The organism is Herbaspirillum sp. Her2, assembly GCF_057961375.1.
Genome location: NZ_CM176331.1, coordinates 5,215,442 through 5,237,643, shown reverse-complemented (window position 1 = coordinate 5,237,643; position 22,202 = coordinate 5,215,442). Strand labels below are relative to the sequence as shown.

Here is a 22,202-nt window from a genome sequence, read left to right as displayed (position 1 = left end):
TTCGACACGGTACGGACAGCGAGGCCTTCACCTGCAGTTTCAATTTCAGATTCATATTCAGTAGAACCATTTGTAGAGCACATTCAATTCAAACCCGCGCTGCGGCGTGTTGGGCGTGGCGCTGGTGCTCTGCGCCGCTACCGACAACACGTCCTGCCCCAGCACGCTGCCGGCCACCCCGGCGCGCAGGTTGCGGCCCCAGCCGATGTCGGAGGTGCGGGTCAGGCCGAACTCCGCATAAGGACGCCAGGCGCGCGTGTAGGCATTTTCGATGACGGTGCCGGCACCCAGTGCGACACCCCACGAGCGCGCATCCAGCGGCATGTAGCGAAAGCCCGTCGGATCGTTGCCGGCCGGGACCAGGCGTGCGATCTGGTCATCACTGGCGCCGCGATCGCTGAACTTGGCATCGTTGACGAAGCCGCGCAGGGTCAGGTTGGGATACTCCACGCGCAAGTGCGTCCCGATTTCGGCATTGAGGGTGCGGCCATTGCCGAGTGCCGTGCCGGATTGCGTCTGGTAGCGCTGCAGGCCGCCGCCCAGGCGCAGGTATTCGGTACGGCTCAATTGCAGGTTCAGGTTCAGTTCGCCGCCGCTGCGCCGTCCGCCCACGCGGATCAAGGCCGAATCGATGGCCGCCAGGTTCAGCCCGCCATTGCCGGAGAGCGTGAGCTTGGGCGTGAGCTGCTGCGAGAATTCCAGGCGCAGGCCATTGAAGGAAGTCATCGCGTCGCGGTGCTGCAGGCTGGCGCTGACGAACCCATCCTCGATGCGACGGCGCAAGGTGAATTCGAAGAGGCGGTCCACCGCCGGCACAGCGCCCAGCAGGGTAGTGTCGTCCACGGTCTGGTGCCGTTCGGTGTAGCCGACGGAGAAGCGCGTGCCCGGCGTGAGCGCCACGCCGGTGTTGACCGTGAACAGCTTGGTGGCCAGCGGGAATTCGCGCGTGGCGGTGTAGCCCGCCGAGAAGCGCGGCGGCTCATCGGTCACCAGGCCGGTCAGCCGTCCGTGCAGTTCATCGTCAGCGGGCAGGCGTTCGAGCTGGTCGAAGGCCAGCGTCTGTGCCAGGCCGACGCGCCCGGCCACGCGGGCCGCTTCAACGCGGTCATACATGGGCAGCCAGTCGGCCAGGTTGTCCAGCATGGCATTCAAGCGCTGGCGATCATCGTTGCCCAGGGCCATGGCCAGCTCGCCCCACAGGGGCTTGTCGAGCTGTTTGGCAAAGCGCGTGGCCAGCCAGGTGCGGGCCAGGTCGGACTGGTTCTGGTTCATCGCATAGGCCAGCGCCAGTTCGCGTGCACCGGAAGACAAGCGCGCATCATCGCCCGGGCGCTGGCCGGTGTCGGTGGTGGGCGCAAACAGTGCTGCCGGCCCCTCGGCCAGTTGCGCTGATCGCACCTCATCCTGGCTGCGCTGGACGGCATCGCTGCGCGCGGCTTGCTGCATGTCCTTGAGCAGGGCCGGGCCATTGGCGGGCGTGGACTGGCCGTCCGGCCGCGGTGGCAGCGTCACATCGCTGCGCAACAGTGCGCGCATGACGCGGGCGCTGTCGTCGGCGCTCATGAACAGCGGTGCCAGCGCCGCCAGACGATCGCGCCATTCATGCAATTGCCCGGGCGGGACATTGCGCAGCAATTGCGGATTGCGCACTTCCAGCCAGGCATGGCGGCGGATGCGCCAGGCCAGGTCGGGCTGGCCGGTGGCATCCAGCGCCTCGGCATAACTCATCAGCCACAGGTAATCGTCGTGCGGGAAGCCGGATTTGCGGAACCAGTGCAGCGCCTGGTTCTGCCGGTTCAGCGACATGTTGGCGGCGGCGTACGGTCCCCACAGTTGCGGCGTGGTCTCGGCATCATGGGCCCACATCGTCATGGCGCGATTGAGCAGTGCGGCATCGCGCGTGGCGATCAGTACCCAGAGGGTCTCGGCCCGCACATCGGCCGCGCGCGGTGCCAGCGACAGCGCCAGGCGCATGTCGGCACGCGCGCCCTCGAGATCGCGCTGCAATTGCTTGACCGAGGAACGCACGCTGAGGAAAGGAACGTATTTTTCCAATGCCGCATTCTGCTGCGGAGTCAGGCTGGCGAGGAAGCTGCGCGCACCCTCCAGGTCATTGAGACGCAGACGATAGGTCAGCGCCTGCACCGCGAAATTGGGCACGCCAGTGCGGTGGAAACCGAACTCGGCCAGCTCGGCGGCGGCGCGCGGTTCGCGGTCCTGGATGACCACCATCATGTTGCTCATGTCGCCTTCGGCGGCCTGGTCTGCGGCCAGCAGGCGGTCATAGCCGATGCGCGCCTCTTCATTCAGACCCATGTAGCGCGCCACTTCCGCATAGGTGCGCCAGAAGTCGGCATTGCCGTCCGGTGCCACCTTGGCGGCAGCGCGCAGCACTTCCAGCGCATCGTCCAGGCGGCCGCGCAGATACAGGGGATTGGCGGTCATCAGGGCGTTCGCGGCGGAAGGGCCGAACTCCTCGCGCTGGCGGCGCAAGGTCGCCAGCGCAGCATCATCCCGGCCCATGCGCAGATACAGCTTGGCCAGCGCTTCCATCGTGCCGTTGCGCTCGGTGGCGGCGTCGGGAGTGCGGGCCGGCTTGCCACGCAGACGCTCTTCCAGCAAGGCGGCGGCGCGTTCGGGCTGGCCGATGTTTTCGTATTGCGCCACCAGCAGGTTGACCCACTGCGCATTGCCGGGCTCGACCTGCATCTTGTGCTGCAGGGCCTCCACCAGCATGTCTTGTTCAAAGGTCCCGGCGGCGGCACGCAGGACGTTGTCCCACGCCGCCTCGTCACCCGACAGGCGCGCATAGGCCAGCCATTGCGGCGTGGCCTGTTCCGGCACGCCGCTCCATTCGGAGACCTCGGCCAGGCGCTTGCGCCAGGCCGCGTCATCGGGACGCTGGCGCACCGCCGATTGCGCCAGCAGGCGCGCATCGACCAGGTTGCGATTGGCCAGGAAGACGTTGTAGGCCAGCGTGTAGATCTCCTCATCGAAGGGCAGCCTGGCCAGCGCGCGGCTGGAAGCCACATCGGCCGCCGAGGGCTGGTTCTCTCCGGCCACGCGCAACAGGCGGCCCTGCTGCATCGCGCGCTGCAGTTCATTGTGCAGGCGCCGAGGGTGGTGCAGCAGCGATTGCATCTGCTGCAGCGACTGCCGGAAGTCCTGCATGGACACGGCCACCACGCCCCCCTGCCCGGCCCGCGCAGCCGCCAGCGGCGACGGCACACGCGCCATCGACAATTGCAGCAACTGCTTCACGTAACGCTCGGCGGCATCCGGGCGATTGGCCGCCTGGGCCAGCCGCGTCAGGTACAGCAGCACGGTCTTGTCATTGGCCAGCGGACCGAGGTTGGCCTCGGCGGCGGCCAGCGCTTCCTGGTAGAAGCCGCCGGCCTGCAGGGTCCGCATCGCATCGAGGAAATTCTCGCGGCGCGCCGCCAGCGATCCGGCATGTTGCATGGCCAGCAGGTAGAAGGCCGCGCTGCTGTGATAATCGCCCACGCCCAGACTCTGCTGGCCCAGGCGCACCGCTTCGGTATAGGACATGTCGGCCGTGCTGCGATCGGCCAGCAGGCGCGCGAAGGCAGCGCGGGCAGACTCGCCGTCACCGAGCGCCAGCGCATCCTGCGACAGCGTCAGCCATTGCTGTGCAGTGAGCGGATAGGTCATCAGCACATTGAGCTGTTCGCGCAACTGCGCCAGCAAGAACGTGCGCTCGGGCGCATCCTTCGGCAGGGCGAAGACTTCCTGCTGGCGGATGCGGTATTCCAGCCAGGCCGCCGACAGGCGTGCGGCGGCACTGCTGTCCATCTGCAGCAGCGCGAGTTGCGCGCGCGCCTCCCCGAACTGGCCGAGGTCGATCATCTGCTTGACCAGCTCGGCACGCAGCGCCGCATTGCCGGGCTGGGCCTTGAGGAAGACCTTGATGTACTCGACCGTCAGCTGGTCGGATTTGCCGCTGGCATTGGCCACTTCCAGCCGCTGCTGCAGCGAGACCTTGGGATAGACCAGGGCAAGCACCGTCCCGACCGCCAGCGCGAAGCCGGCGATCGTCCAGGGCGAGAACAGCCTGGCCCGTTCATAAGGTGCATTGAACGAGTACCAGGTGCCGTGTTGTCGCGAGCGGGGCGGTTGCGGAGCCGATGTCATATTGATGAACTGCAGTCTTGGCGGTGAAATTGCGGTACCACGCCTGGCCGGTGATGCTGACCGACTTGCCCTTGGCCAGCGCCACGCCATCGGCGGTAGCGGTACAGGCGCGCGCGCCGCTGACGCTGAAGGTCGTCACGCCATTGGCGGTGAGCGAAAAACGCAGCTCGGCCTTGTTGCCGTTGATGCTGCGCTGGAAATCACCGACCTGGCCGGCCGCTTCCAGCAGCATGGGCAAGGCCGGCGACGCATCGGATTGCTCGCTGCTGCTGCGCTGGCGGATGCGCACTTCGCCGGCCGACGTGATCAGGTAACGGCCACTCGGGCCCGGTGCGATCCCGGCGATGCCGGGCTGTGACAAATCCACGTCAGGCGCATCGGCCGGGATGCGCAGCGTGCGCAGATACTCGCCGGTGCGATACACCAGCGTGCCATCGGCGGTGCGGGCGATGCTGGTGTTTTCGAAATCGATGACCTTGCGGATGTACTGCGAGACGTACAGCCGCGTGAACGGCTGCGCCTCCGCCCAGCGGTGGATCTTGTGCAGGGCTGCCACCGAGGCGGGCTTGGTGCCGGCATAGAAGTGGTAGTAGATGTCCACCGCCTTGAAGCGGACCGGCTCGCCGGTCAGTTCATAACTTTCTATGGCGCGCTCGAAACCGTAGAAGGGACCGGTCCAGTTGCCGGTGTAGACATTCTCGTCCTGGTTGGGCGCGAAGACCTGGTACCAGCCCTGCTTGCGCACCCCCTGCGCGGCGATGTCGGTCCAGGTGTTGCGGCTCCTGGTGATCATGGTGTCGCCGCCGTTCATGTTGAGGAAACCGTCCAGATAAGTCTGGGCGATGGCCTCGGGCGGCGGCACGCAGTTGCCGGTCCAGAGGAAGACTTCAGCCTTCTTGCCGGGCGGCAGCAGGGTCTTGTTGATGTAGTCCATCGACCCCTTGATCTCGCGCTGCAGGTTGAATTTGTAGTTGGGGATGTCCAGCGTGCGCGAGGCATCGCCATCCATCTGGTTGATGTCGGCAGTGCGAGTGTCATACATCGCATCGGCCCAGTTGAAGGGATGCGAGAAGGAATGGCTGGCCGGCTCCACATAAGGCAGCGTGAACATCTTGCGCGCCAGCGCCGTGGTCTGTGCGGAGAGCTGCGGATAGACGCCCTGCGGGCTCAGCTCGCCCTCCACCACCGAGACCGTCACGGGGAAGCGGTAGCGGTCCCAGATCTCCCGCTGCAGCACTTCGACCGCAAAGGGCGAGCCCGGATATTCGGCCTTGGAAGGAAAACCATCGCCATCGAGGTGGCTGGTCTGGATGCGGCGGCCGCCCTCGGTGGTCACGTCCGGCACCGGAATGGCAGGCAGGCGCAGCGCGCGCTTGAGGAACAGCATGGGCTGCAGCACCCAGCGCGGCGGATCCATCACCTGCAGCGTGGTAGTGGCGAACGGGGCCAGGGCGAATCCGCCCCAGGGCATGATGGCGGCGGCATCGTAGATGTTGTTGCGGCCATCCTTCATGCGCAGCAGCGACTTGGCGGCAGGGTCGGTCAGGCGCACCAGCTCCAGCTGCGTGCGGTCCACGCGCGGCTTGGTCTCGAAACCCATCAGTTCGGGATCGGCTTGCGTGACCACCAGCTGTTCCGGCGCAGGGGCGGAAAAACTGGTCAGCCCCAGCATGCCGGCGCTGAGTTTGGTCATCTGGAAACCGAAGGCATTGAAGATGGCCACCGGCACACCTTCCTTGATGCGCTGCCCGATCCACGGGCCCAGGCGCTGGTGATCGGTACCGCTGCGGAACCAGGTCACCACGCCGGCATAGCGTCCGGCCAGTGGCTCGGTGGGCAGGCCCTCGCGGCCGACTTCACGGAATTCATAGCGCAAGCCGAGGTGATTCAGCTGGATGCCGAGGAAGCGCTGGGCCTCGGTGGTATGCAGGTCATCGCCCTGAGCCACATCCAGCAGCACCAGCACATTGCGCGGCACCAGTTCGACACTGGACACGCCCATGGACATCAACGTGCCATCGGCCACCCAGGGCAGGAAGCCGTCGGCGCTGATCTTTTTGGCCGTCTCGCGCGCCAGGGCGCGGGCACCGGGCTGGAACGGGTCGACGTAATCGATCGCGATGGCCGGCAGGCGATAGCGGTCGCGGATGGTACGCAGCTGGCCGGAGAGCCAGGCGCGGTCATTGTCGGTGACGGCACCATAGCTGCGGCGGCCGGCGTCGTAGCCGCGATAGAGCGATTCGGCAGCCACCGCATACGTCAGCGGAGCCACATCGGGGAACAGTTCGAAGCCGCGATTGAGAATCAGCTTCGCCTCCGGATAGCGGCGCTTGAATTCGCGCAACGTGGCGATCATGGCCTGCGTCTGGGCGGCGCGTTCGGCATCGGTCTTGGCAAAGAGCTGGTAGGAATCCAGCGTGTCGAGGAAGAAACCGCGCCAGCCCTGCGCCCACAAGGGCGCCACGATCTTGTCGAGGAAGAAGTCACGCCAGCCGGGCGCGGTCTGGTCGATCACGCGGCTGCCCCAGGCGGCGTTGTCGCCCTTGAGCAGGCCGGTCGGCATCTGCTTGTAGTAAGGCCGCGAAGGCTGGACCTCGCCCAGCGAGACATAGGCAAACAGCTGGTGCGCCCCGTTGGCCGCACTGCGCGTGCGTGCGGCCGGGTCGCGCACGAAGGCCGGTTCCACCACGGCCACGTCAAAGGCCTGCAGGTCAGCCAGCGGGGGATTGGGGCCGTAATAGAAGGCGATCGAGGTGGGCGCGGCCGCCGTGGCCGCCGCCGGGTTCTGGGCCGGCGCTGCACCGGTCACCAGCGCCGCCGCGCTGGCGGCCAGGGTCCAGGCCAGCGCCCGCAAGGCGCGCCAGGTCCGGCCGGCTGTTTGTTGTATGGCTTGGCTTGCTGCAGAGCGCGGCACGGGCTCTCCCTGATGGATTTGTTATCAATTTGGCAGGCCGTATGAAACCACGGCTGCGGCATTGCGGAAATCCGGAAAATCCTGACATGGATGAGCTTCCATCCTTGTTCTTGTTAAATTTGCAGGATTTTCCCTGCGTACTTGTTAGCAATTTGTATCAGATTCTAACTAGATTCAACTGCAAGTTTATTACTTGAAGGGAATTTCGATGACTCTTGATGTGAATATTTTGACGTCCATCCAAGATAATCCGCTGCCTGAAATTGCCAATGCATTCATATTCGACAATGCGGCGCACAAAAGCAGGGCAGCCCAAACCCGCGTGTGGCAGGCTCAAGCGCACCAAAAGCAGGCAAGCCCTGCGCCCACTCCTTCATTTCGCCCATTTTGCGCCGCATCACCCGCCCTCCCGCCAGCGTGACCACATTGCGACACCCCGCGCAAACCCTTGCCACACCGGCGTCTGGCCGCCAATAATCGTCGCGGCTTGTTGTATGCCAATCTTGTATATCAGCGTGGCACACAACTTGCTGATGAGGGGATATGAACACCGATCCTTCCGCCAAGTCGTCGTCGCAGATTGCGGTCCGCATCACCGAGGCCATCCTCGCCAAGCAATTGGCACCGGGGACGCGCTTGGGCGAGCAGCAGCTGGCCGACCTGTTCGGCGTCTCGCGTACCCAGGTGCGCGAAGCGCTGACCCGGCTCATGGCGCGTGGCATCGTCACCGTCAGTGCCCGGCGTGGCTGGTTCGTCATCGAGCCGACTGCCGAACAGGCGCGCGAAGCCTTCGAGGCACGCCGCGTGATCGAACTGGGGCTGTTGCGTCAGGCGCGGGTGCGGCCGATCAGCGCGCAGGCCATCGGCCAGCTGCGCGATCACATCGCACGCGAAGAGGCGGCCATCGCCGGGGCCGATGTGGGGGCGCGCAGCTATCTGCTGGGGGACTTCCATGTCTGCCTGTGCGAATGCCTGGGCAACTCGCTGCTGTCGGAAACGCTGCGCGACCTGACCGCGCGTACCACCCTGACGGCCATGCTGCACCAGTCGTCGGAGCAGGCCGAGGATTCATGTTCGGAACATGTATTGATCGTCGAGGCGCTGGAACGCGGCGATCTGGAACGGGCAGAGCAACTGATGCAGGACCACCTGCAGCATGTGGAATCAGGGCTCACCCAGGTGCGCAGCAGCGATCCGCTGGAACCGCTGCGACAGGCGCTGGCATCGGTGTCGCGGCAGGGGGCTGCGGGCGAGACCGGACTGCCACGCCAGGAAAGCAAACGGCCTTGAGCTGCACAACAGGCCACTCATCAACGTAGTCAATGACGTCAACCCAAGGGAAACTGCTATGAAACTGACCAAACTCCTGCTCGGCCTGATGGCCGGCGCCATGATGTTCTCCGCTTCGGCTGCCCGCGCCGACGCCCTGGACGATATCCAGAAGCACGGCACGCTGCGCGTGGCGGTGCCGGCCGACTTCCCGCCGTTCGGCTCGGTCGACAGCGACCTCAAGCCGCTGGGCTTCGACATCGACGTGGCCAACCTGATCGCCAAGAAGATGGGCGTGAAGGTCGAACTGATCCCGGTCTCCAGCGCCAACCGCATTCCCTACCTGACCACGAAGAAAGTCGACCTGGTCATCTCCAGCATGGGCAAGAACGCCGAGCGTGAGAAGGTGATCGACTTCAGCGCTGCCTATGCGCCCTTCTTCAATGGCGTGTTCGGCCCGGCCGACCTGCCGGTCAAGAGCGCCGCCGACCTGGCCGGCAAGACCATTGCCGTCACCCGTGGCTCGGTGGAAGACCTGGAACTGACCAAGATCGTGCCGGCCTCGGCCACCGTGAAGCGCTACGAGGACAACAACAGCACCATCAGCTCCTTCCTCTCCGGCCAGGTGCAGCTGGTAGCGACCGGCAACGTCGTGGCCGCCGCCATCATCGCCAAGAACCCGCCCAAGAAGCCCGAGACCAAGTTCCTGATCAAGGATTCGCCTTGCTTCATCGGCCTGAACAAGGGTGAGAAGAAGCTGCAGGACAAGGTCGACGCCATCCTGGCCGACGCCAAGAAGGACGGCAGCCTCAACGCCATCTCCCAGAAGTGGCTGGGCCTGCCGCTGCCGGCTGGCCTGTAATTTGCTGGAGTGACCGCACACCTTCGTGGTGTGCGGCATGACAGTTGCGGAAATCCACCAGTACAGTAGCAAGGCGACGGCAATACGGTCGCCCTAGAGCACCAATACAGTACCAATACAGCAGCAAACCAGTTTCACCCCGGCAGCAGGCAGGCGGACAACCCGGCAAACGCAGCATTTTCGAGGCAGGGCAGACACGACATCATGGCTTATCAATTCGATTTTCTTTCCACGCTCGACTACACCGACGTCATCGTCAAGGGTGTGGCGACCACCGCCGAGCTCATCGCCATCGGCGGCGTGCTGGGCGTGGCCGTGGGCATCTTCGGTGCCTGGGCACGCACGCAGGGGCCGGGCTGGCTCAAACCCATCGTCAGCGGCTATGTGGAGATCATCCGCAACACGCCCTTCCTGGTGCAGCTGTTCTTCATCTTCTTCGGCCTGCCTTCGCTGAACATCCACATCAGTGAAATCACCGCTGCCATCCTGGCCATGGTGATCAACCTGGGGGCCTACAGCACCGAGATCATCCGCGCCGGCGTACAAGCGATTCCGCGCGGGCAGATCGAGGCGGCGCAATCGCTGTCGATGTCGCGCGGGCAGATCTTCCGCCACATCATCCTGCGTCCGGCGCTGCAGAAGATCTGGCCGGCACTGTCTTCGCAGGTGGTCATCGTCATGCTGGGCTCGGCGGTGTGTTCGCAGATCGCGGTGGAAGAATTGTCCTTCGCGGCCAACTACATCCAGGGCCGCAACTTCCGCGCCTTCGAAGCCTATATCGTCGCCACCGCCATCTACCTGGTGCTGGCCATCCTGCTGCGCCAGTTGCTGCGCCTGATCGGCAACCACTTCATCACCGCCCGGAGGACCGCATGATCACGTTCACCACCTGGGACATCGTCCGCAACCTGATGTTGGCGTGGCGCTGGACCATCGTCCTGTCGCTGGTCACCTTCGTGCTCGGTGGCGCACTGGGCCTGATCATCCTGTTCATGCGCACTTCGCGCCAGAACTGGCTGCGACAAGTCGCCCGGCTCTACATCGAACTGTTCCAGGGCACGCCGCTGCTGATGCAGTTGTTCCTGGTCTTCTTCGGCATTGCGCTGTTCGGTATCGAAGTGCCGGCCTGGCTGGCGGCGGGACTGGCGCTGATGTGCTGGAGCGCGTCGTATCTCGCCGAGATCTGGCGCGGCTGCGTGGAAGCCATTCCCAAGGGGCAGTGGGAAGCCTCATCGGTGCTGGCCATGGGCTACTTCCAGCAGATGCGCTACATCGTGCTGCCGCAGGCTTTCCGTATCGCGATTGCACCGACGGTGGGATTTGGCGTGCAGATCATCAAGTCGACGGCGGTGACCTCCATCATCGGCTTCATCGAATTGTCCAAGGCCGGCACCGTCATCACCAATGCCACCTTCCGCCCCTTCACGGTGTTTGCCATCGTGGGTGCCTTCTACTTCGTGCTTTGCTGGCCGCTGTCCAAGTACAGCCAGTCTTTAGAAAGGAAATACAATGCCGCTCATCGCCATTGACAACGTCAAGAAACGCTTCGGCGACAACGAAGTCCTCAAGGGCATCAGCCTGGACGTCGAGCCCGGTGAAGTGATCGCCATCATCGGCAAGAGCGGCTCGGGCAAGTCCACGCTGCTGCGCTGTATCAACGGCCTGGAGAGCATCGACGAGGGCAACATCAGCGTGGCCGGTGCCAAGCTGGGTGCGAGCGAACTGGAGCTGCGCAACCTGCGGCTGAAGGTCGGCATGATCTTCCAGCAGTTCAACCTGTTCCCGCATCTCTCGGTGGGCCGCAACGTGATGATTGCGCCGATGATCGTGAAGGGCACGAGCGAAGCCGAAGCGATGGCCACGGCCAAGGCCAATCTGGAGAAGGTCGGGCTGGGTCACAAGTTTGATGCATTTCCGGACCAACTCTCCGGCGGCCAGCAGCAGCGCGTGGCGATTGCGCGCGCGCTGTCGATGAATCCGCAGGCGCTGCTGTGCGACGAGATCACCTCGGCGCTGGATCCGGAACTGGTCAACGAAGTGCTGGCCGTCATGCGCGGCCTGGCCAAGGAAGGCATGACGCTGTTGATGGTGACGCACGAGATGCGTTTTGCGCGCGAGGTCTGCAACCGGCTGGTGTTCATGCACCAGGGCAAGGTGCATGAGATCGGACCGCCGGAGGAATTGTTCGGCAATCCCAAGACGCCGGAATTGCAGCAGTTCATCGGGATGACGCAAGGGGCTTGAAGCCGCCATATGTCAGACGGAGTCAGAAATGAAAAAGCCGAAGGTGCTCTCGCCTTCGGCTTTTTTTCGTTCAGGTCCTGCACGGATGTGGCTGACCATTGGGCCAGCCTGGGCGTTACCGCTCCACTTCACACACCTTCCGGTCATTCTCATAAAACACCACCGGCCCCGTCGTGAACCGTTCTTTGGGAATGGCCACCATCAGGTAATCCTTGATGCGATACGAAGCGCCGGAAGCCGGTGCGCGATAGAGATAGTTCAGACGCAGGGTGCCGTCGCGCAGACGCAGCGACAAGGGCGTGAAGACATGGGGACGTTCCGCCGCATCCGGCGCGGTCATGCTGCGCGCCACCACCAGATATTGCTTGCGTTCAAAATGATCGGCCGAAGGACCGAAGGGACGCTTGTCGTTCATCACCGGGGCCGGCTGCATCCAGCGGTCCCACTCGGCGCGGCTGCGGATCAGGGCACAGAAAACCGGCTGACGCTGCTCATCCCAGTTCTTCAGGAAACCCTGGTAAGAACCGCTCAGGACCGTCTTGTACGGTACCACCGTCGGGTCCTCGGCTTCGGTCCACGGCATCATGGAACACCCCGACATGGCCACCAGTACGGTGCCACCCACGATCCACTGCATGCTTTCCCTGATCGACTTGCGCATTCGTTTCCCCCAAGAAGCTTAGCATTTAAACATGGCTTGCCCGATGCTGGCGAGATTTAGTTGCATCCCTGCCAAAGTCCCGCCCGGCGAGAGGCCGCAGCACTGCTGCTCGGAACTCACGCAGCCTCTTTGGTTCAGCGACATACCGGCTTTTACCTTTGTGGAGCCAGGGTTGCGATTTGCGTGATAATGCGGGGTCCGGAAGGCGGCTATGCTGGCGCGGCGAGGTGTCGCGCGGCGCTCGCGGGTCTGTTCCCGCGCCCGCCTTCCCTGTTTCTGCCATTTTTGAAGGGTCGTTTCCATGAGCTCAGCTGTCATTTCTTCCTCCGCTACCGGCGCCGCGCTGGACGGTTTCATCGCCGGCCTGCCGAAAACCGAACTGCACCTGCACATCGAAGGCACGCTGGAACCCGAGCTGATGTTCGCCCTGGCCCAGCGCAACAACGTCGCCCTGCCCTACGCTTCGGTCGAGGACCTGCGCGCGGCCTACAACTTCAGCGACCTGCAGTCCTTCCTCGATCTCTACTACGCGGGCGCCAACGTGCTGCGCACCGAGCAGGACTTCTACGACATGACCGCCGCCTACATTGCCCGCGCGCAAGCCGACAACGTGCGCCATGCCGAGATCTTCTTCGATCCGCAAACCCACACCGAGCGCGGCATTCCGATCGCTACCGTGTTCGCCGGCATCGCCGCCGCCCTGCGCGATGCGCGCCGTCGCGATGGCTTCGGCAGCGTGATGATCATGTCCTTCCTGCGCCATCTTTCCGAAGAGGACGCCTTCGCCACCCTGGAAGCGGCACTGCCGCTGCGCGAGCAGTACGCCGACCTGTGGCTGGGCATCGGCCTGGATTCCTCCGAACGCGGCAATCCGCCGGAGAAGTTCGAACGCGTCTACGCCCGCTGCCGTGAACTGGGCTTCCGCCTGGTGGCCCACGCCGGTGAAGAAGGTCCGGCCGCCTACGTGATCGGCGCGCTGGACGTGCTGCACGTCGAACGCATCGACCACGGCGTGCGCAGCGAGGAAGACCCGGCCCTGATGCAGCGTCTGGCGCAACAGCGCACGCCGCTGACGGTGTGCCCGTTGTCCAACCTGAAGCTGTGCGTGGTCAAGGACATGGCCGAGCACAACCTGGCACGCCTGCTCGATGCCGGCCTGGCCGTGACCGTCAACTCCGACGACCCGGCCTATTTCGGCGGCTACATCAACGCCAACTACCACGCTGTCGCCCGCTCGCTGAACCTCTCGCGCGAGCAGGTGCTGCAGCTGGCCCGCAATGGCATCGACGCCTGCTTCCTGTCCGACGAAGACAAGGCCACCCTGCACCAGGAGCTGGAACAGTACGCCGCCAGCCACTAAACCTGCCGCAGCTTGCAATACCGCGCCCGGCCATGTGCCGGGCGTTTTCATATCCCTTGCGGTCAAGCACGCTTCTTGCATAGGAGTTACAGGGGATTGGCGACGGTCCGGCCCGTCTTTTGCAGCGCGCCACCGGCACCATTGACCACCCGTTTTTGCCGCAATCGAACGCACGGATTGACAACAATTTTTGAAATCAAGATTACGCCATGCAGCATGCGGTACGCCATTGTTCACAAGGGAAGTTTGCCCCATCGGCGCTGCGTCGCAGCATCGAAAGTCGCGTCGGCGGTGACCCAAAGAGGGTCACAGGGCATTCTTTTTGGTGCAGAATGAGCCCCGTTTTGTTGCAAATCCATTTTCAGATTGTTGACGATCCATGCGCCTCGTTGTTGACCGGCAAGACCTTCCAGACAGTCATTCCAGCCAGAGCATGAGCATCATGAACAAAGCCAGCAAAACCGCACGCCCCCCTGCCGCCCCGGGCCGCGCCAGTGCGCGCGAGCGCGAAAGCACGGGAGCGGTCGAGGAGAGGATGTACCAGGACATCTATGACGCGATCATGGAACACCGCCTGCCGCCGCGTACCAAGCTGACCGAGCAGACCCTGTGCCAGATCTACGACACGGCCCGCCACACGGTGCGCAAGGTGCTGTCGCGCCTGGCCTCGGAGGGCATGGTGGATCTGGAAGCCAACCGGGGCGCCTTCATCGCCAGCCCTTCGCATGCCGAGGTGCGCGACATGTTCGAGTTGCGCAACATCCTCGAACATGCGGTGCTGGAGAAGGTCGGGCGCGAGGCGGGTACGCGCCAGATCGCCGGCTTGCGGCGCATGGTAGAGGAAGAGCGGGATTGCTATCTGAACGGTGACCGGCCGCGCTGGATCCGGCTTTCCGCCCAGTTCCACCTGGCGCTGGCGGAGCTGACGGGCAATGCGCTGCTGGTGGAGACGCTGCGCAAGCTGGTTTCGCGCACCACGCTGATGATTGCCAAGACGGAGGCGCCGGGCCACAACGCCTGCTCCTTCGATGAACACGAGACCGTGCTGGAAGCGCTGGAAAAAGGCGATGTTGCCGCTGCCCAGTCGCATATGGCACATCACTTGCATTTGTGCGAGGACCGGGTACGGCCGGATGCGGATGATCAGTTCGATCTGCGTGCCGTGCTCGGCAAGGGACTGTGACCCACGGGCCGGCGCGCACACCCTGATTTTCCCGCCAGGGCGGATCAGGAAGATGGAAGAAGGAAGTGAGAAACAAACAGGGCCACGTCGCGCGGCCGAATGCAATACCGACCGTGTGACCACCACCATGCCGACAAGAGCATGCAGGAAGTCCGTTGAACAGCCCGGCTGCGGCCGGGCGTGATTCGTTTCACCCAACCTTTCTCTCTGATGGAGACCGGCCATGACTACCGATGCTTCCCCCTCCGCTGCACCCGGCGCCTATCTCGCCGGCGCCGACGACGCGCGCCTGACCAATGAAGACCTTGCCCCGCTGAAGAAGCAGACCTGGGGTTCCTACAACATCTTTGCCTTCTGGATGTCCGACGTGCACAGCGTGGGCGGCTACGTGTTTGCCGGCAGCCTGTTCGCCCTGGGCCTGACCAGCTGGCAGGTGCTGATCTCGCTGCTGATCGGCATCAGCATCGTCTACCTGCTGTGCAACCTGGTGGCGCGTCCCAGCCAGGCGCATGGCGTGCCCTATCCGGTGATGAGCCGCCTGTCCTTTGGCGTGCTGGGCGCCAACGTCCCCGCCATGATCCGCGGCCTGATCGCGGTGGCCTGGTATGGCATCCAGACTTACCTGGCTTCGGCCGCCTTCGTGGTGGTGGTGCTGAAGTTCTTCCCGGAACTGAAGCCTTATGCCGATGTTCATGTGCACTCCTTCGCCGGCCTCTCCACGCTGGGCTGGGGCGGTTTCCTGCTGCTGTGGGTGCTGCAGGCGCTGGTGTTCTGGAACGGCATGGAGACCATCAAGAAGTTCATCGACTTTGCCGGTCCGGCGGTCTATGTGGTCATGTTCATCCTGGCGGGCTGGATGATCTACAAGGCCGGCTGGCAGAATGTCGGCCTGAACCTGGGCGAGATCAAGTACAGCGGCTGGGCGGCGGTCTCGGTGATGATCACGGCGATCTCGCTGGTGGTGTCCTATTTCTCGGGGCCGATGCTCAACTTCGGCGACTTCTCCCGCTACTGCCATACTTTCGCCGATGTGAAGCGCGGCAACTTCTGGGGCCTGCCGGTCAACTTCCTGGCCTTCTCGATAGTCACGGTGGTGACGACTTCTGCCACCATCGCCGTGTTTGGTGAGCTGATCACCGACCCGGTGGAAACCGTCTCGCGCATCGACAGCACCACGGCTGCGGTGATCGGCGCGCTGACCTTCCTGACGGCCACCATCGGCATCAACATCGTGGCCAATTTCGTCTCGGCGGCCTTCGACTTTTCCAATCTCTCGCCCAGCCGCATCAGCTGGCGCGCCGGCGGCATGATCGCGGCCACGGCCTCGATCTTCATCACGCCCTGGAATCTGTTCGGCAATCCGGAAGTGATCCACTACACGCTGGATGTGCTGGGCGGCTTCATCGGCCCGCTGTACGGCATCCTGCTGTCGGACTACTACCTGGTCAAGCAGCGCCAGGTAAAGGTTGAGGATCTCTACACCATGCGTCCCGAAGGCCGCTACTGGTACACCAATGGCGTGAACCGTGATGCGGTCAAGGCGCTGGTGCTGGCCGCAGCCGTGTGCGTGGCCTGCGTGATGCTGCCGCAGCTGCGCAAAGCGGCGGACTTCTCGTGGTTCATCGGTGCGGCGCTGGGCGCGGTGTTCTATCTGATGTTCGCGCGCAAGCGTTGAGCGTCACCGACCTGGACTTCATTGCATCAAGGAACAAGCATGCGCATCAAGCTGATCAATCCCAATACCACCATGAGCATGACCGAGGCCATGACCGCCTGCGCCCGTCAGGTGGCGGCACCCGGCACCGAGATCACGGGCGTGAGTCCGCAGATGGGGCCGGCCTCCATCGAGAGCCACTATGACGAGGCGCTGGCCGTGCCGGGCCTGCTGCAGGAAATCGAGCAGGGCGAGCGCGAGGGAGTGGACGCCTACGTGATTGCCTGTTTCGGCGACCCTGGCTTGGCGGCCGCGCGCGAGCTGGCGCGGGGACCGGTGATCGGGATTGCCGAAGCGGCGATGCACATGGCCAGCCTGGTCGCCCCCTCCTTCTCGGTGGTGACCACGCTGGCGCGCACCAGCGGCATGGCCTGGCATCTGGCCGAGCGTTACGGCATGCAGCGTTTTTGCCGTAACGTGCGCGCCTGCGAGATTGCGGTGCTGGAGCTGGAGAATCCGGCTTCCGATGCGCGGGCGCGCATTACCGACGAGTGCCGGCGTGCGCTGACTGAAGACGGGGCCGAGGCCATCGTGCTGGGGTGTGCCGGCATGGCTGACCTGTGTGCGGCCATTGGCCGTGACATTGGTGCACCGGTGATCGATGGGGTGACCGCAGCGGTCAAGCTGGCGGAGTCGCTGGTGGCGCTGGGGTTGGGCACGGCCAAGGGTGGTGAATGGGCGCGGCCTTTGCCCAAGGCTTATCATGGATTGCTCAGCGGTTTTGCACGTGTGTGATTTTCCCTGCGGCGCTGTGGTTGGGCGCTGCGATTTCCTTTCTTGACAGCCAAACGAAGAACTTATGTCACAGCAACAAACTTACCCTCGCGACCTGGCCGGCTACGGCCGCAACCCGCCGCACGCGCGCTGGCCCGGCCAGGCGCGGGTGGCTTTGCAATTCGTGCTGAATTATGAAGAAGGCGGCGAGAATTGCGTCTTGCATGGCGATCCTGCGTCGGAGCAATTCCTGTCCGAGATCGTGGGGGCGGCGGCTTATCCGGCGCGGCACATGTCGATGGAATCGATTTACGAATATGGGTCGCGGGTGGGGGTGTGGCGCATCCTGCGCGAGTTCGAGAAGCGCGGTCTGCCGATGACGATCTTTGGCGTGGCCACGGCCTTGCAGCGTTCGCCTGATGTGACTCAGGCGTTCCAGGAGCTGGGGCATGAGATCGCTTGCCATGGCTTGAAGTGGATTCATTATCAGAACATGGATATCGAGACCGAGCGGGCGCACATGCAGGAGGCGGTGCAGATCTTCCGTGCGCTCACCGGGAGCGCGCCGCTGGGCTGGTATACGGGGCGGGATTCGCCCAATACGCGGCAGCTGGTCGTGGAGCACGGGGGCTTTGCCTATGACTCCGATTACTACGGGGATGATCTGCCGTTCTGGACTGAAGTCGAGACCAGCGGTGGCGTGAAGGCGCCGCATCTGGTGGTGCCTTATACGCTGGATTCCAATGACATGCGGTTTGCCACGCCTCAGGGGTTCAATACCAGCGAGCACTTCTACCAGTACCTCAAGGATAGTTTCGACGTGCTCTATGAAGAGGGTGAAGACGCGCCGAAGATGCTGTCCATCGGGATGCATTGCCGCTTGCTCGGACGGCCTGGTCGATTCCGTGCCCTGCAGCGCTTCCTGGATTATGTGCAGTCACACGACAAAGTCTGGATCTGCCGGCGTATCGATATCGCTGAACACTGGAAGAAGACGCATCCATTTTCGGAGCGTTGATTTGTTCTCTTTTGGAATTAGTCTGTGCCTCCCTTGGGTTTTCTCCTTGGGCGGTATTTTTTTGTCGGCGTTGGTTTTGTGGTTTGGGGTAGTCTGCACGGAATTTCTTCCTGCGCTCTAGCTTAATTATTTTCTCTCTCCGGTCGGAAGAACGCGCCGGGAGCGGCCCGGCAGCCGCTCACTTTTCTTGTCTCGCCAAGAAAAGTAAGCAAAAGAAGGCGACCGCAACTCCGCCGCCCTCCTTCGGAGGGTCCCGCTTCAGAGCCCAACAAAACGGGAAAAATAGAGTCGCTTCGCTCCGACTATTTTTCTGATCCGTTTTGTTGGGCTCTGAAGCGGCGGCGCAGATGCGGACGACTGAGACGGCTCGCCTTCGGCCTCGCAACTTCTCCGACTCGCCTTCGGCTTTGCGTTGGCGTTCTCTCGCCTTCGATACGTCGCTGCGCGACTACTCAGGACGAACGGACGGAAATTATTTAGACAAAAAAAAACAAAAAAGAAAAACCCAAAACCCAGAGCGGGAGTGGAAACGATCGACCGGTCGATGCCGCAGGCGAGCCAACGCAAAGCCGAAGGCGAGTCGGAGAAGTTGCGAGGCCGAAGGCGAGCCTGTGGGGGTTGCCGTCCCCATAGAGCCAGCCGTCGCAGCGGAGCGAAAAGTGGATCAGAAGGATAGTGGGAGCGAAGCGACTCTATCCTTCCCACTTTTCGCTTCGCTGCGACGGGGACCCTCCGCAGGAGGGCTGGCTCTTTGGGGTCGCCTTCTTTTGCTTACTTTTCTTGGCGAGACAAGAAAAGTGAGCGGCTGCCGGGCCGCTCCCGGCGCGTTCTTCCGACCGGAGAGAGAAAATAATTAAGCTAGAGCGCAGGAAAGCAATCCGTGCAGACTGCCCCAAACCACAAAACCAGAAAAGCAGTCTGCCAAGCCACCAAGCAATCAAACCATCATTTAACGGGAGCGCCGCTTTCGAACCACTTCCCGATGATGGCACGTTCATCGTCGGTGATCTGAGTCATGTTCCCTAAGGGCATGGCCTTCTGCACGACAGCCTGTTGATAGATCTGCTGAGCGTGCTGGGAGATATGTTCAGGCGAATCGAGCAGCACGCCTTTGCCGGGCACAGGCATGAGGGTAGGTTTGGCGGCATGGCACTGGATGCATCGCGCCTGGATGACTTGCTGGACTTGGGCAAACGACCCTGCAGCCACAGCTTCGCCAGCAGGAGCAGGAGCAGCAGAGGAAGAAGGAGCAACAGCAGCCACCGGCTTGGACTGCATGGCAGGACTCATCCACAAGATCACCGCCAGCAGCAGTGCAACAGCAATCCCCGGATACCACCAGTTGTAAACCCCCTTGTGCCGCAACACGAAGAACTGCCGGATCAAGGCACCAGCGGCCATGATGCACAACAAGACAATCCAGTTATGCGGCGCGCTGTAAGTCATGCTGTAGTGATTGGACAGCATGGCAAACAGCACCGGCAAGGTGAAGTAAGTATTGTGGACGCTACGCTGCTTGCCGCGCTTGCCATGAATCGGATCGGGTGCTTGCCCGGCGCGCATGGAGGCCACCATCTTGCGCTGCCCCGGAATGATCCACACCAGCACGTTCGCGCTCATGATGGTGGCAAGGGAAGCCCCGCTGATGAGGAATGCCGCCCGCCCCGAAAACAGATGGCAGGCTGCCCAAACCGAAACGATCACCTGCAACCCGACCAGAATATTGACCAGCCGATCCGCCCCCGGCCGATCCCCGATGGTGCTGCAGATCGCGTCATAGATCAGCCAGTTGAAGACCAGGAAGGCAATGGCCGTCCCGCCCGCCATCGACGCCGACATATCGAACACATTGCGATCCACCAAAAAGACGTTCGCATTGAAGAGATACAACAGCGAAAACAAGGCAAAGCCCGACAGCCAGGTACTGTAGGACTCCCAATAAAACCAGTGCAGATGCTCCGGCAACACCTTGGGTGCAAGAAGATACTTTTGCGGATTGTAGAAACCGCCGCCATGCACCGCCCACAGCTCCCCGCCGACGCCCTTTTCCTTGAGTTCAGGATCGGTCGGTGCCACCAGACTGTTGTCCAGCCAGACGAAATAGAACGAAGACCCGATCCAGGCAATCGCCGTGATCACGTGCAGCCAGCGCAGCAGAAGATTGAGCCAATCGAGAAGGTAGGCTTCCATGTCAGAAATGCGTCCTCATGTAGTAGTAAGGCTGGAGGGCTAAAATGCCCCAGCCAAAGGTTCAAGCATAAATGGTGCCGGGATGAGAAAAACACCGACATCCGCTTGCGAACAAGTCTGCATCCCGATTGCCAACAGGCTTAATCCCACCGAGCAACCCAAACCAACAGCAGCCCAGCTGACGCTTGGAGAAGCCAAGCGCAGATTGTGCACAATAGCAATATTTTTTGTTCACAATATGTGGCGATCTTTATAGCCCAAAGTGCTTTTTGCAGATAAGCGTCAACCCGCTCCCGGGCGATACCTCCACGATCAGATCAAGGCCATCGCCAGCCTGCCTGGCAAGCATGTTTTTTTAGTGCATGCCGTCAAAATCAGTGCAGCGAAGGCACCAACTTGTTGCAATTGATCAGAAAACATTGTCAACAAAATGTAAGCCAACTGCCGACGCATACGACAATTGATTGTCGCACCTCCCAACAACCTCAGTCAGAACCACCTCTCCCCTTGTGCAGGGGGCCGGGCTGATGAGTCCCGCCCGCCCTCCAATATCAGCGCCCGGCCCGCAATACCCGGTTGGCACGATATCTGCTAATTGGCGTTGCTGAACCCGCACGGCAGGTGGATCGGGAGAGCGGCATTACCTCCTGTCATGCGCAACACGGTGAAATCGTCGGATCAGCTTTCCGACACCCATTTTTTATCAACAGGGGAGATCAATGAAGAAAACTCGTTTGGCACTGGCTTTATCAGCCTGCCTGATGGCCGGCAGTGCAATGGCGCAATCATCCGTCACTGTCAGCGGCCTCGTCGACGCTTACGTCGGCAGCATGAAAAACAGTGGCGATACCGGAAGCAAGTCCTCGGTCGGTTCTGGCGGCATGACCACCTCCTGGATCGGCTTCAAGGGTGTTGAAGATCTGGGCGGCGGTCTCAGGGCAGAATTTGCCCTGACCTCGTTCTTCCAGACAGATACCGGTGCCTATGGCCGCTTCTCCGGAGACAACCTGTTCTCGCGCGATGCCAACATCGGCCTGTCAGGTGAGTTCGGCAAAGTCTCCCTGGGACGCGGTCTCGCACCAAGCTTCCTGCCAACCGTGCTGTTCAACCCGTTTGGCGACTCCTTTACCTTCTCACCGCTGGTACTGCACGTCTACACCCCGTCGGGAAGTTTCGGTGCGCGCACCTGGACCCAAGCAAACGCAGCTGACAGCGGTTGGAGCAACGAAGTCATCTATACCACTCCGAAGTTCGGTGGCCTGCAAGCCAACCTGCACTATCAGTTCGGTGAAGTGGCTGGCGATAACGGCAAAAAGAACATCGGTGTCAACGCGCTCTACTTCAACGGTGGTCTGGCACTGACCGCCTTGTACTTCGATGCGCAGGTCAGCAACCCCAATTCCGGTGCGGCTGTCGTTGACGCCACCACACCCTTCGCTTCCATCAATCGCCAGAAAACCTGGATGCTCGGCGCGACCTATGACTTCCAGGTGATCAAGCTGTACGGCACCTACCAGACCAGCAAGGACACCACCGCTGGCGCGTCGCAAGCCAAGGACAAGGTAATGAGCGCAGGCCTGTCGATCCCGGTAGGCAATGGCTCCATCCTGGCCGCCATCGCTCGCACCAAACGCACCGGCGATCTGCTGACCACCGGCGACGTGTCGCGCAATACCACCTCAGTCGGCTACGACTACTTCCTGTCCAAGCGCACCGACGTGTACGCGATCGTCATGAACGACAAGATCTCCAGCCAAAGCAATGCAGCATCGTTCGGCCTGGGAATCCGCCATCGCTTCTAACGGCATGTCCGCATATTGAACACACCGCAATTGCGGCATGTTCAAACTGGAGTACGCGCCACCCGTTTCCGATGGCGTGGACTCCGGTCATGCGGTGATCGTGCAGCAGGTTTTACAAG

At 62.4% G+C, this 22,202-nt stretch carries 15 protein-coding genes; 11 read left to right on the top strand and 4 right to left on the bottom strand.

Annotated features, from left to right (window positions below):
• Positions 1-57: 57 nt before the first annotated feature.
• On the bottom strand, positions 58-4,152 hold the full coding sequence (locus ACWHXP_RS23765; protein ID WP_489634906.1) for a tetratricopeptide repeat protein: 4,095 nt from the start codon (positions 4,150-4,152) through the stop codon (positions 58-60).
• Positions 4,082-7,066, bottom strand: a complete 2,985-nt coding sequence (locus tag ACWHXP_RS23760) for a bifunctional glycoside hydrolase/polysaccharide deacetylase family protein (RefSeq protein ID WP_489634907.1) — start codon at positions 7,064-7,066, stop codon at positions 4,082-4,084. The genes ACWHXP_RS23765 and ACWHXP_RS23760 overlap by 71 nt, the downstream gene beginning before the upstream one ends.
• Positions 7,067-7,609: 543 nt before the next feature.
• Here ACWHXP_RS23760 and ACWHXP_RS23755 point away from each other — a divergent pair.
• The 5 genes from ACWHXP_RS23755 to ACWHXP_RS23735 all read left to right on the top strand — a co-directional run bounded on the left by ACWHXP_RS23755 (position 7,610) and on the right by ACWHXP_RS23735 (position 11,441).
• A complete protein-coding gene (locus ACWHXP_RS23755; RefSeq protein WP_034334379.1) occupies positions 7,610-8,356 on the top strand; it encodes a GntR family transcriptional regulator in 747 nt (248 codons plus the stop codon).
• Positions 8,357-8,414: 58 nt separating this feature from the next.
• Positions 8,415-9,197 carry a transporter substrate-binding domain-containing protein gene (locus ACWHXP_RS23750; protein WP_039783710.1) on the top strand — a complete coding sequence of 261 codons (783 nt, stop codon included), beginning with the start codon at positions 8,415-8,417 and terminating at the stop codon, positions 9,195-9,197.
• Between the two features lie 204 nt (positions 9,198-9,401).
• Positions 9,402-10,073, top strand: coding sequence for an amino acid ABC transporter permease (locus tag ACWHXP_RS23745; protein ID WP_034334375.1), 672 nt, complete (start codon positions 9,402-9,404; stop codon positions 10,071-10,073).
• Entirely contained in the window at positions 10,070-10,726 is a 657-nt protein-coding gene (locus ACWHXP_RS23740; protein WP_034334373.1) for an amino acid ABC transporter permease, read from the top strand. The genes ACWHXP_RS23745 and ACWHXP_RS23740 overlap by 4 nt, the downstream gene beginning before the upstream one ends.
• Positions 10,707-11,441, top strand: a complete 735-nt coding sequence (locus ACWHXP_RS23735; protein ID WP_489634909.1) for an amino acid ABC transporter ATP-binding protein — start codon at positions 10,707-10,709, stop codon at positions 11,439-11,441. The genes ACWHXP_RS23740 and ACWHXP_RS23735 overlap by 20 nt, the downstream gene beginning before the upstream one ends.
• A 115-nt stretch (positions 11,442-11,556) precedes the next feature.
• Here ACWHXP_RS23735 and ACWHXP_RS23730 read toward each other — a convergent pair whose 3' ends face one another.
• Complete coding sequence (locus tag ACWHXP_RS23730; protein ID WP_121040593.1) at positions 11,557-12,102, bottom strand: hypothetical protein; 546 nt, start codon at positions 12,100-12,102, stop codon at positions 11,557-11,559.
• Between the two features lie 301 nt (positions 12,103-12,403).
• On the opposite strand from ACWHXP_RS23730, the gene ACWHXP_RS23725 reads away from it, so the two are divergent.
• The 5 genes from ACWHXP_RS23725 (at position 12,404) to puuE (ending at position 18,091) form a co-directional block, all read left to right on the top strand.
• The gene (locus tag ACWHXP_RS23725) at positions 12,404-13,462 is read left to right on the top strand and encodes an adenosine deaminase (RefSeq protein WP_489634910.1); all 1,059 of its coding nucleotides are present in this window, start codon (positions 12,404-12,406) and stop codon (positions 13,460-13,462) included.
• 442 nt (positions 13,463-13,904) lie between these two features.
• A complete protein-coding gene (locus ACWHXP_RS23720) occupies positions 13,905-14,645 on the top strand; it encodes a GntR family transcriptional regulator (RefSeq protein ID WP_204726984.1) in 741 nt (246 codons plus the stop codon).
• A 223-nt stretch (positions 14,646-14,868) separates the two neighbouring features.
• Positions 14,869-16,320 carry an NCS1 family nucleobase:cation symporter-1 gene (locus ACWHXP_RS23715; RefSeq protein WP_121040597.1) on the top strand — a complete coding sequence of 484 codons (1,452 nt, stop codon included), beginning with the start codon at positions 14,869-14,871 and terminating at the stop codon, positions 16,318-16,320.
• A gap of 39 nt (positions 16,321-16,359) precedes the next feature.
• Positions 16,360-17,094 (top strand): aspartate/glutamate racemase family protein, encoded by a 735-nt coding sequence (locus tag ACWHXP_RS23710; protein WP_489634911.1) that lies wholly within the window; start codon positions 16,360-16,362, stop codon positions 17,092-17,094.
• Positions 17,095-17,158: 64 nt separating this feature from the next.
• Positions 17,159-18,091: an allantoinase PuuE gene (gene puuE / locus ACWHXP_RS23705; RefSeq protein ID WP_489623929.1), complete on the top strand. Its 933-nt coding sequence runs from the start codon at positions 17,159-17,161 to the stop codon at positions 18,089-18,091.
• 945 nt (positions 18,092-19,036) lie between these two features.
• Here puuE and ACWHXP_RS23700 read toward each other — a convergent pair.
• Positions 19,037-20,281, bottom strand: coding sequence for a urate hydroxylase PuuD (locus tag ACWHXP_RS23700; RefSeq protein ID WP_121040603.1), 1,245 nt, complete (start codon positions 20,279-20,281; stop codon positions 19,037-19,039).
• Positions 20,282-21,000: 719 nt separating this feature from the next.
• On the opposite strand from ACWHXP_RS23700, the gene ACWHXP_RS23695 reads away from it, so the two are divergent.
• Positions 21,001-22,083, top strand: a complete 1,083-nt coding sequence (locus ACWHXP_RS23695; RefSeq protein WP_489623930.1) for a porin — start codon at positions 21,001-21,003, stop codon at positions 22,081-22,083.
• The last annotated feature ends 119 nt before the right edge of the window (positions 22,084-22,202 follow it).

Bases quoted from the DNA above. Each gene is read 5' to 3' on its own strand.
- ACWHXP_RS23735 (WP_489634909.1), top strand. From the start codon at position 10,707: ATGCCGCTCATCGCCATTGACAACGTCAAGAAACGCTTCGGCGACAAC.
- ACWHXP_RS23730 (WP_121040593.1), bottom strand. From the start codon at position 12,102: ATGCGCAAGTCGATCAGGGAAAGCATGCAGTGGATCGTGGGTGGCACC.
- ACWHXP_RS23755 (WP_034334379.1), top strand. From the start codon at position 7,610: ATGAACACCGATCCTTCCGCCAAGTCGTCGTCGCAGATTGCGGTCCGC.
- ACWHXP_RS23710 (WP_489634911.1), top strand. From the start codon at position 16,360: ATGCGCATCAAGCTGATCAATCCCAATACCACCATGAGCATGACCGAG.
- ACWHXP_RS23700 (WP_121040603.1), bottom strand. From the start codon at position 20,281: ATGGAAGCCTACCTTCTCGATTGGCTCAATCTTCTGCTGCGCTGGCTG.
- ACWHXP_RS23715 (WP_121040597.1), top strand. From the start codon at position 14,869: ATGACTACCGATGCTTCCCCCTCCGCTGCACCCGGCGCCTATCTCGCC.
- ACWHXP_RS23740 (WP_034334373.1), top strand. From the start codon at position 10,070: ATGATCACGTTCACCACCTGGGACATCGTCCGCAACCTGATGTTGGCG.
- ACWHXP_RS23725 (WP_489634910.1), top strand. From the start codon at position 12,404: ATGAGCTCAGCTGTCATTTCTTCCTCCGCTACCGGCGCCGCGCTGGAC.
- ACWHXP_RS23745 (WP_034334375.1), top strand. From the start codon at position 9,402: ATGGCTTATCAATTCGATTTTCTTTCCACGCTCGACTACACCGACGTC.
- ACWHXP_RS23695 (WP_489623930.1), top strand. From the start codon at position 21,001: ATGAAGAAAACTCGTTTGGCACTGGCTTTATCAGCCTGCCTGATGGCC.
- ACWHXP_RS23765 (WP_489634906.1), bottom strand. From the start codon at position 4,152: ATGACATCGGCTCCGCAACCGCCCCGCTCGCGACAACACGGCACCTGG.
- ACWHXP_RS23720 (WP_204726984.1), top strand. From the start codon at position 13,905: ATGAACAAAGCCAGCAAAACCGCACGCCCCCCTGCCGCCCCGGGCCGC.
- ACWHXP_RS23750 (WP_039783710.1), top strand. From the start codon at position 8,415: ATGAAACTGACCAAACTCCTGCTCGGCCTGATGGCCGGCGCCATGATG.
- puuE (WP_489623929.1), top strand. From the start codon at position 17,159: ATGTCACAGCAACAAACTTACCCTCGCGACCTGGCCGGCTACGGCCGC.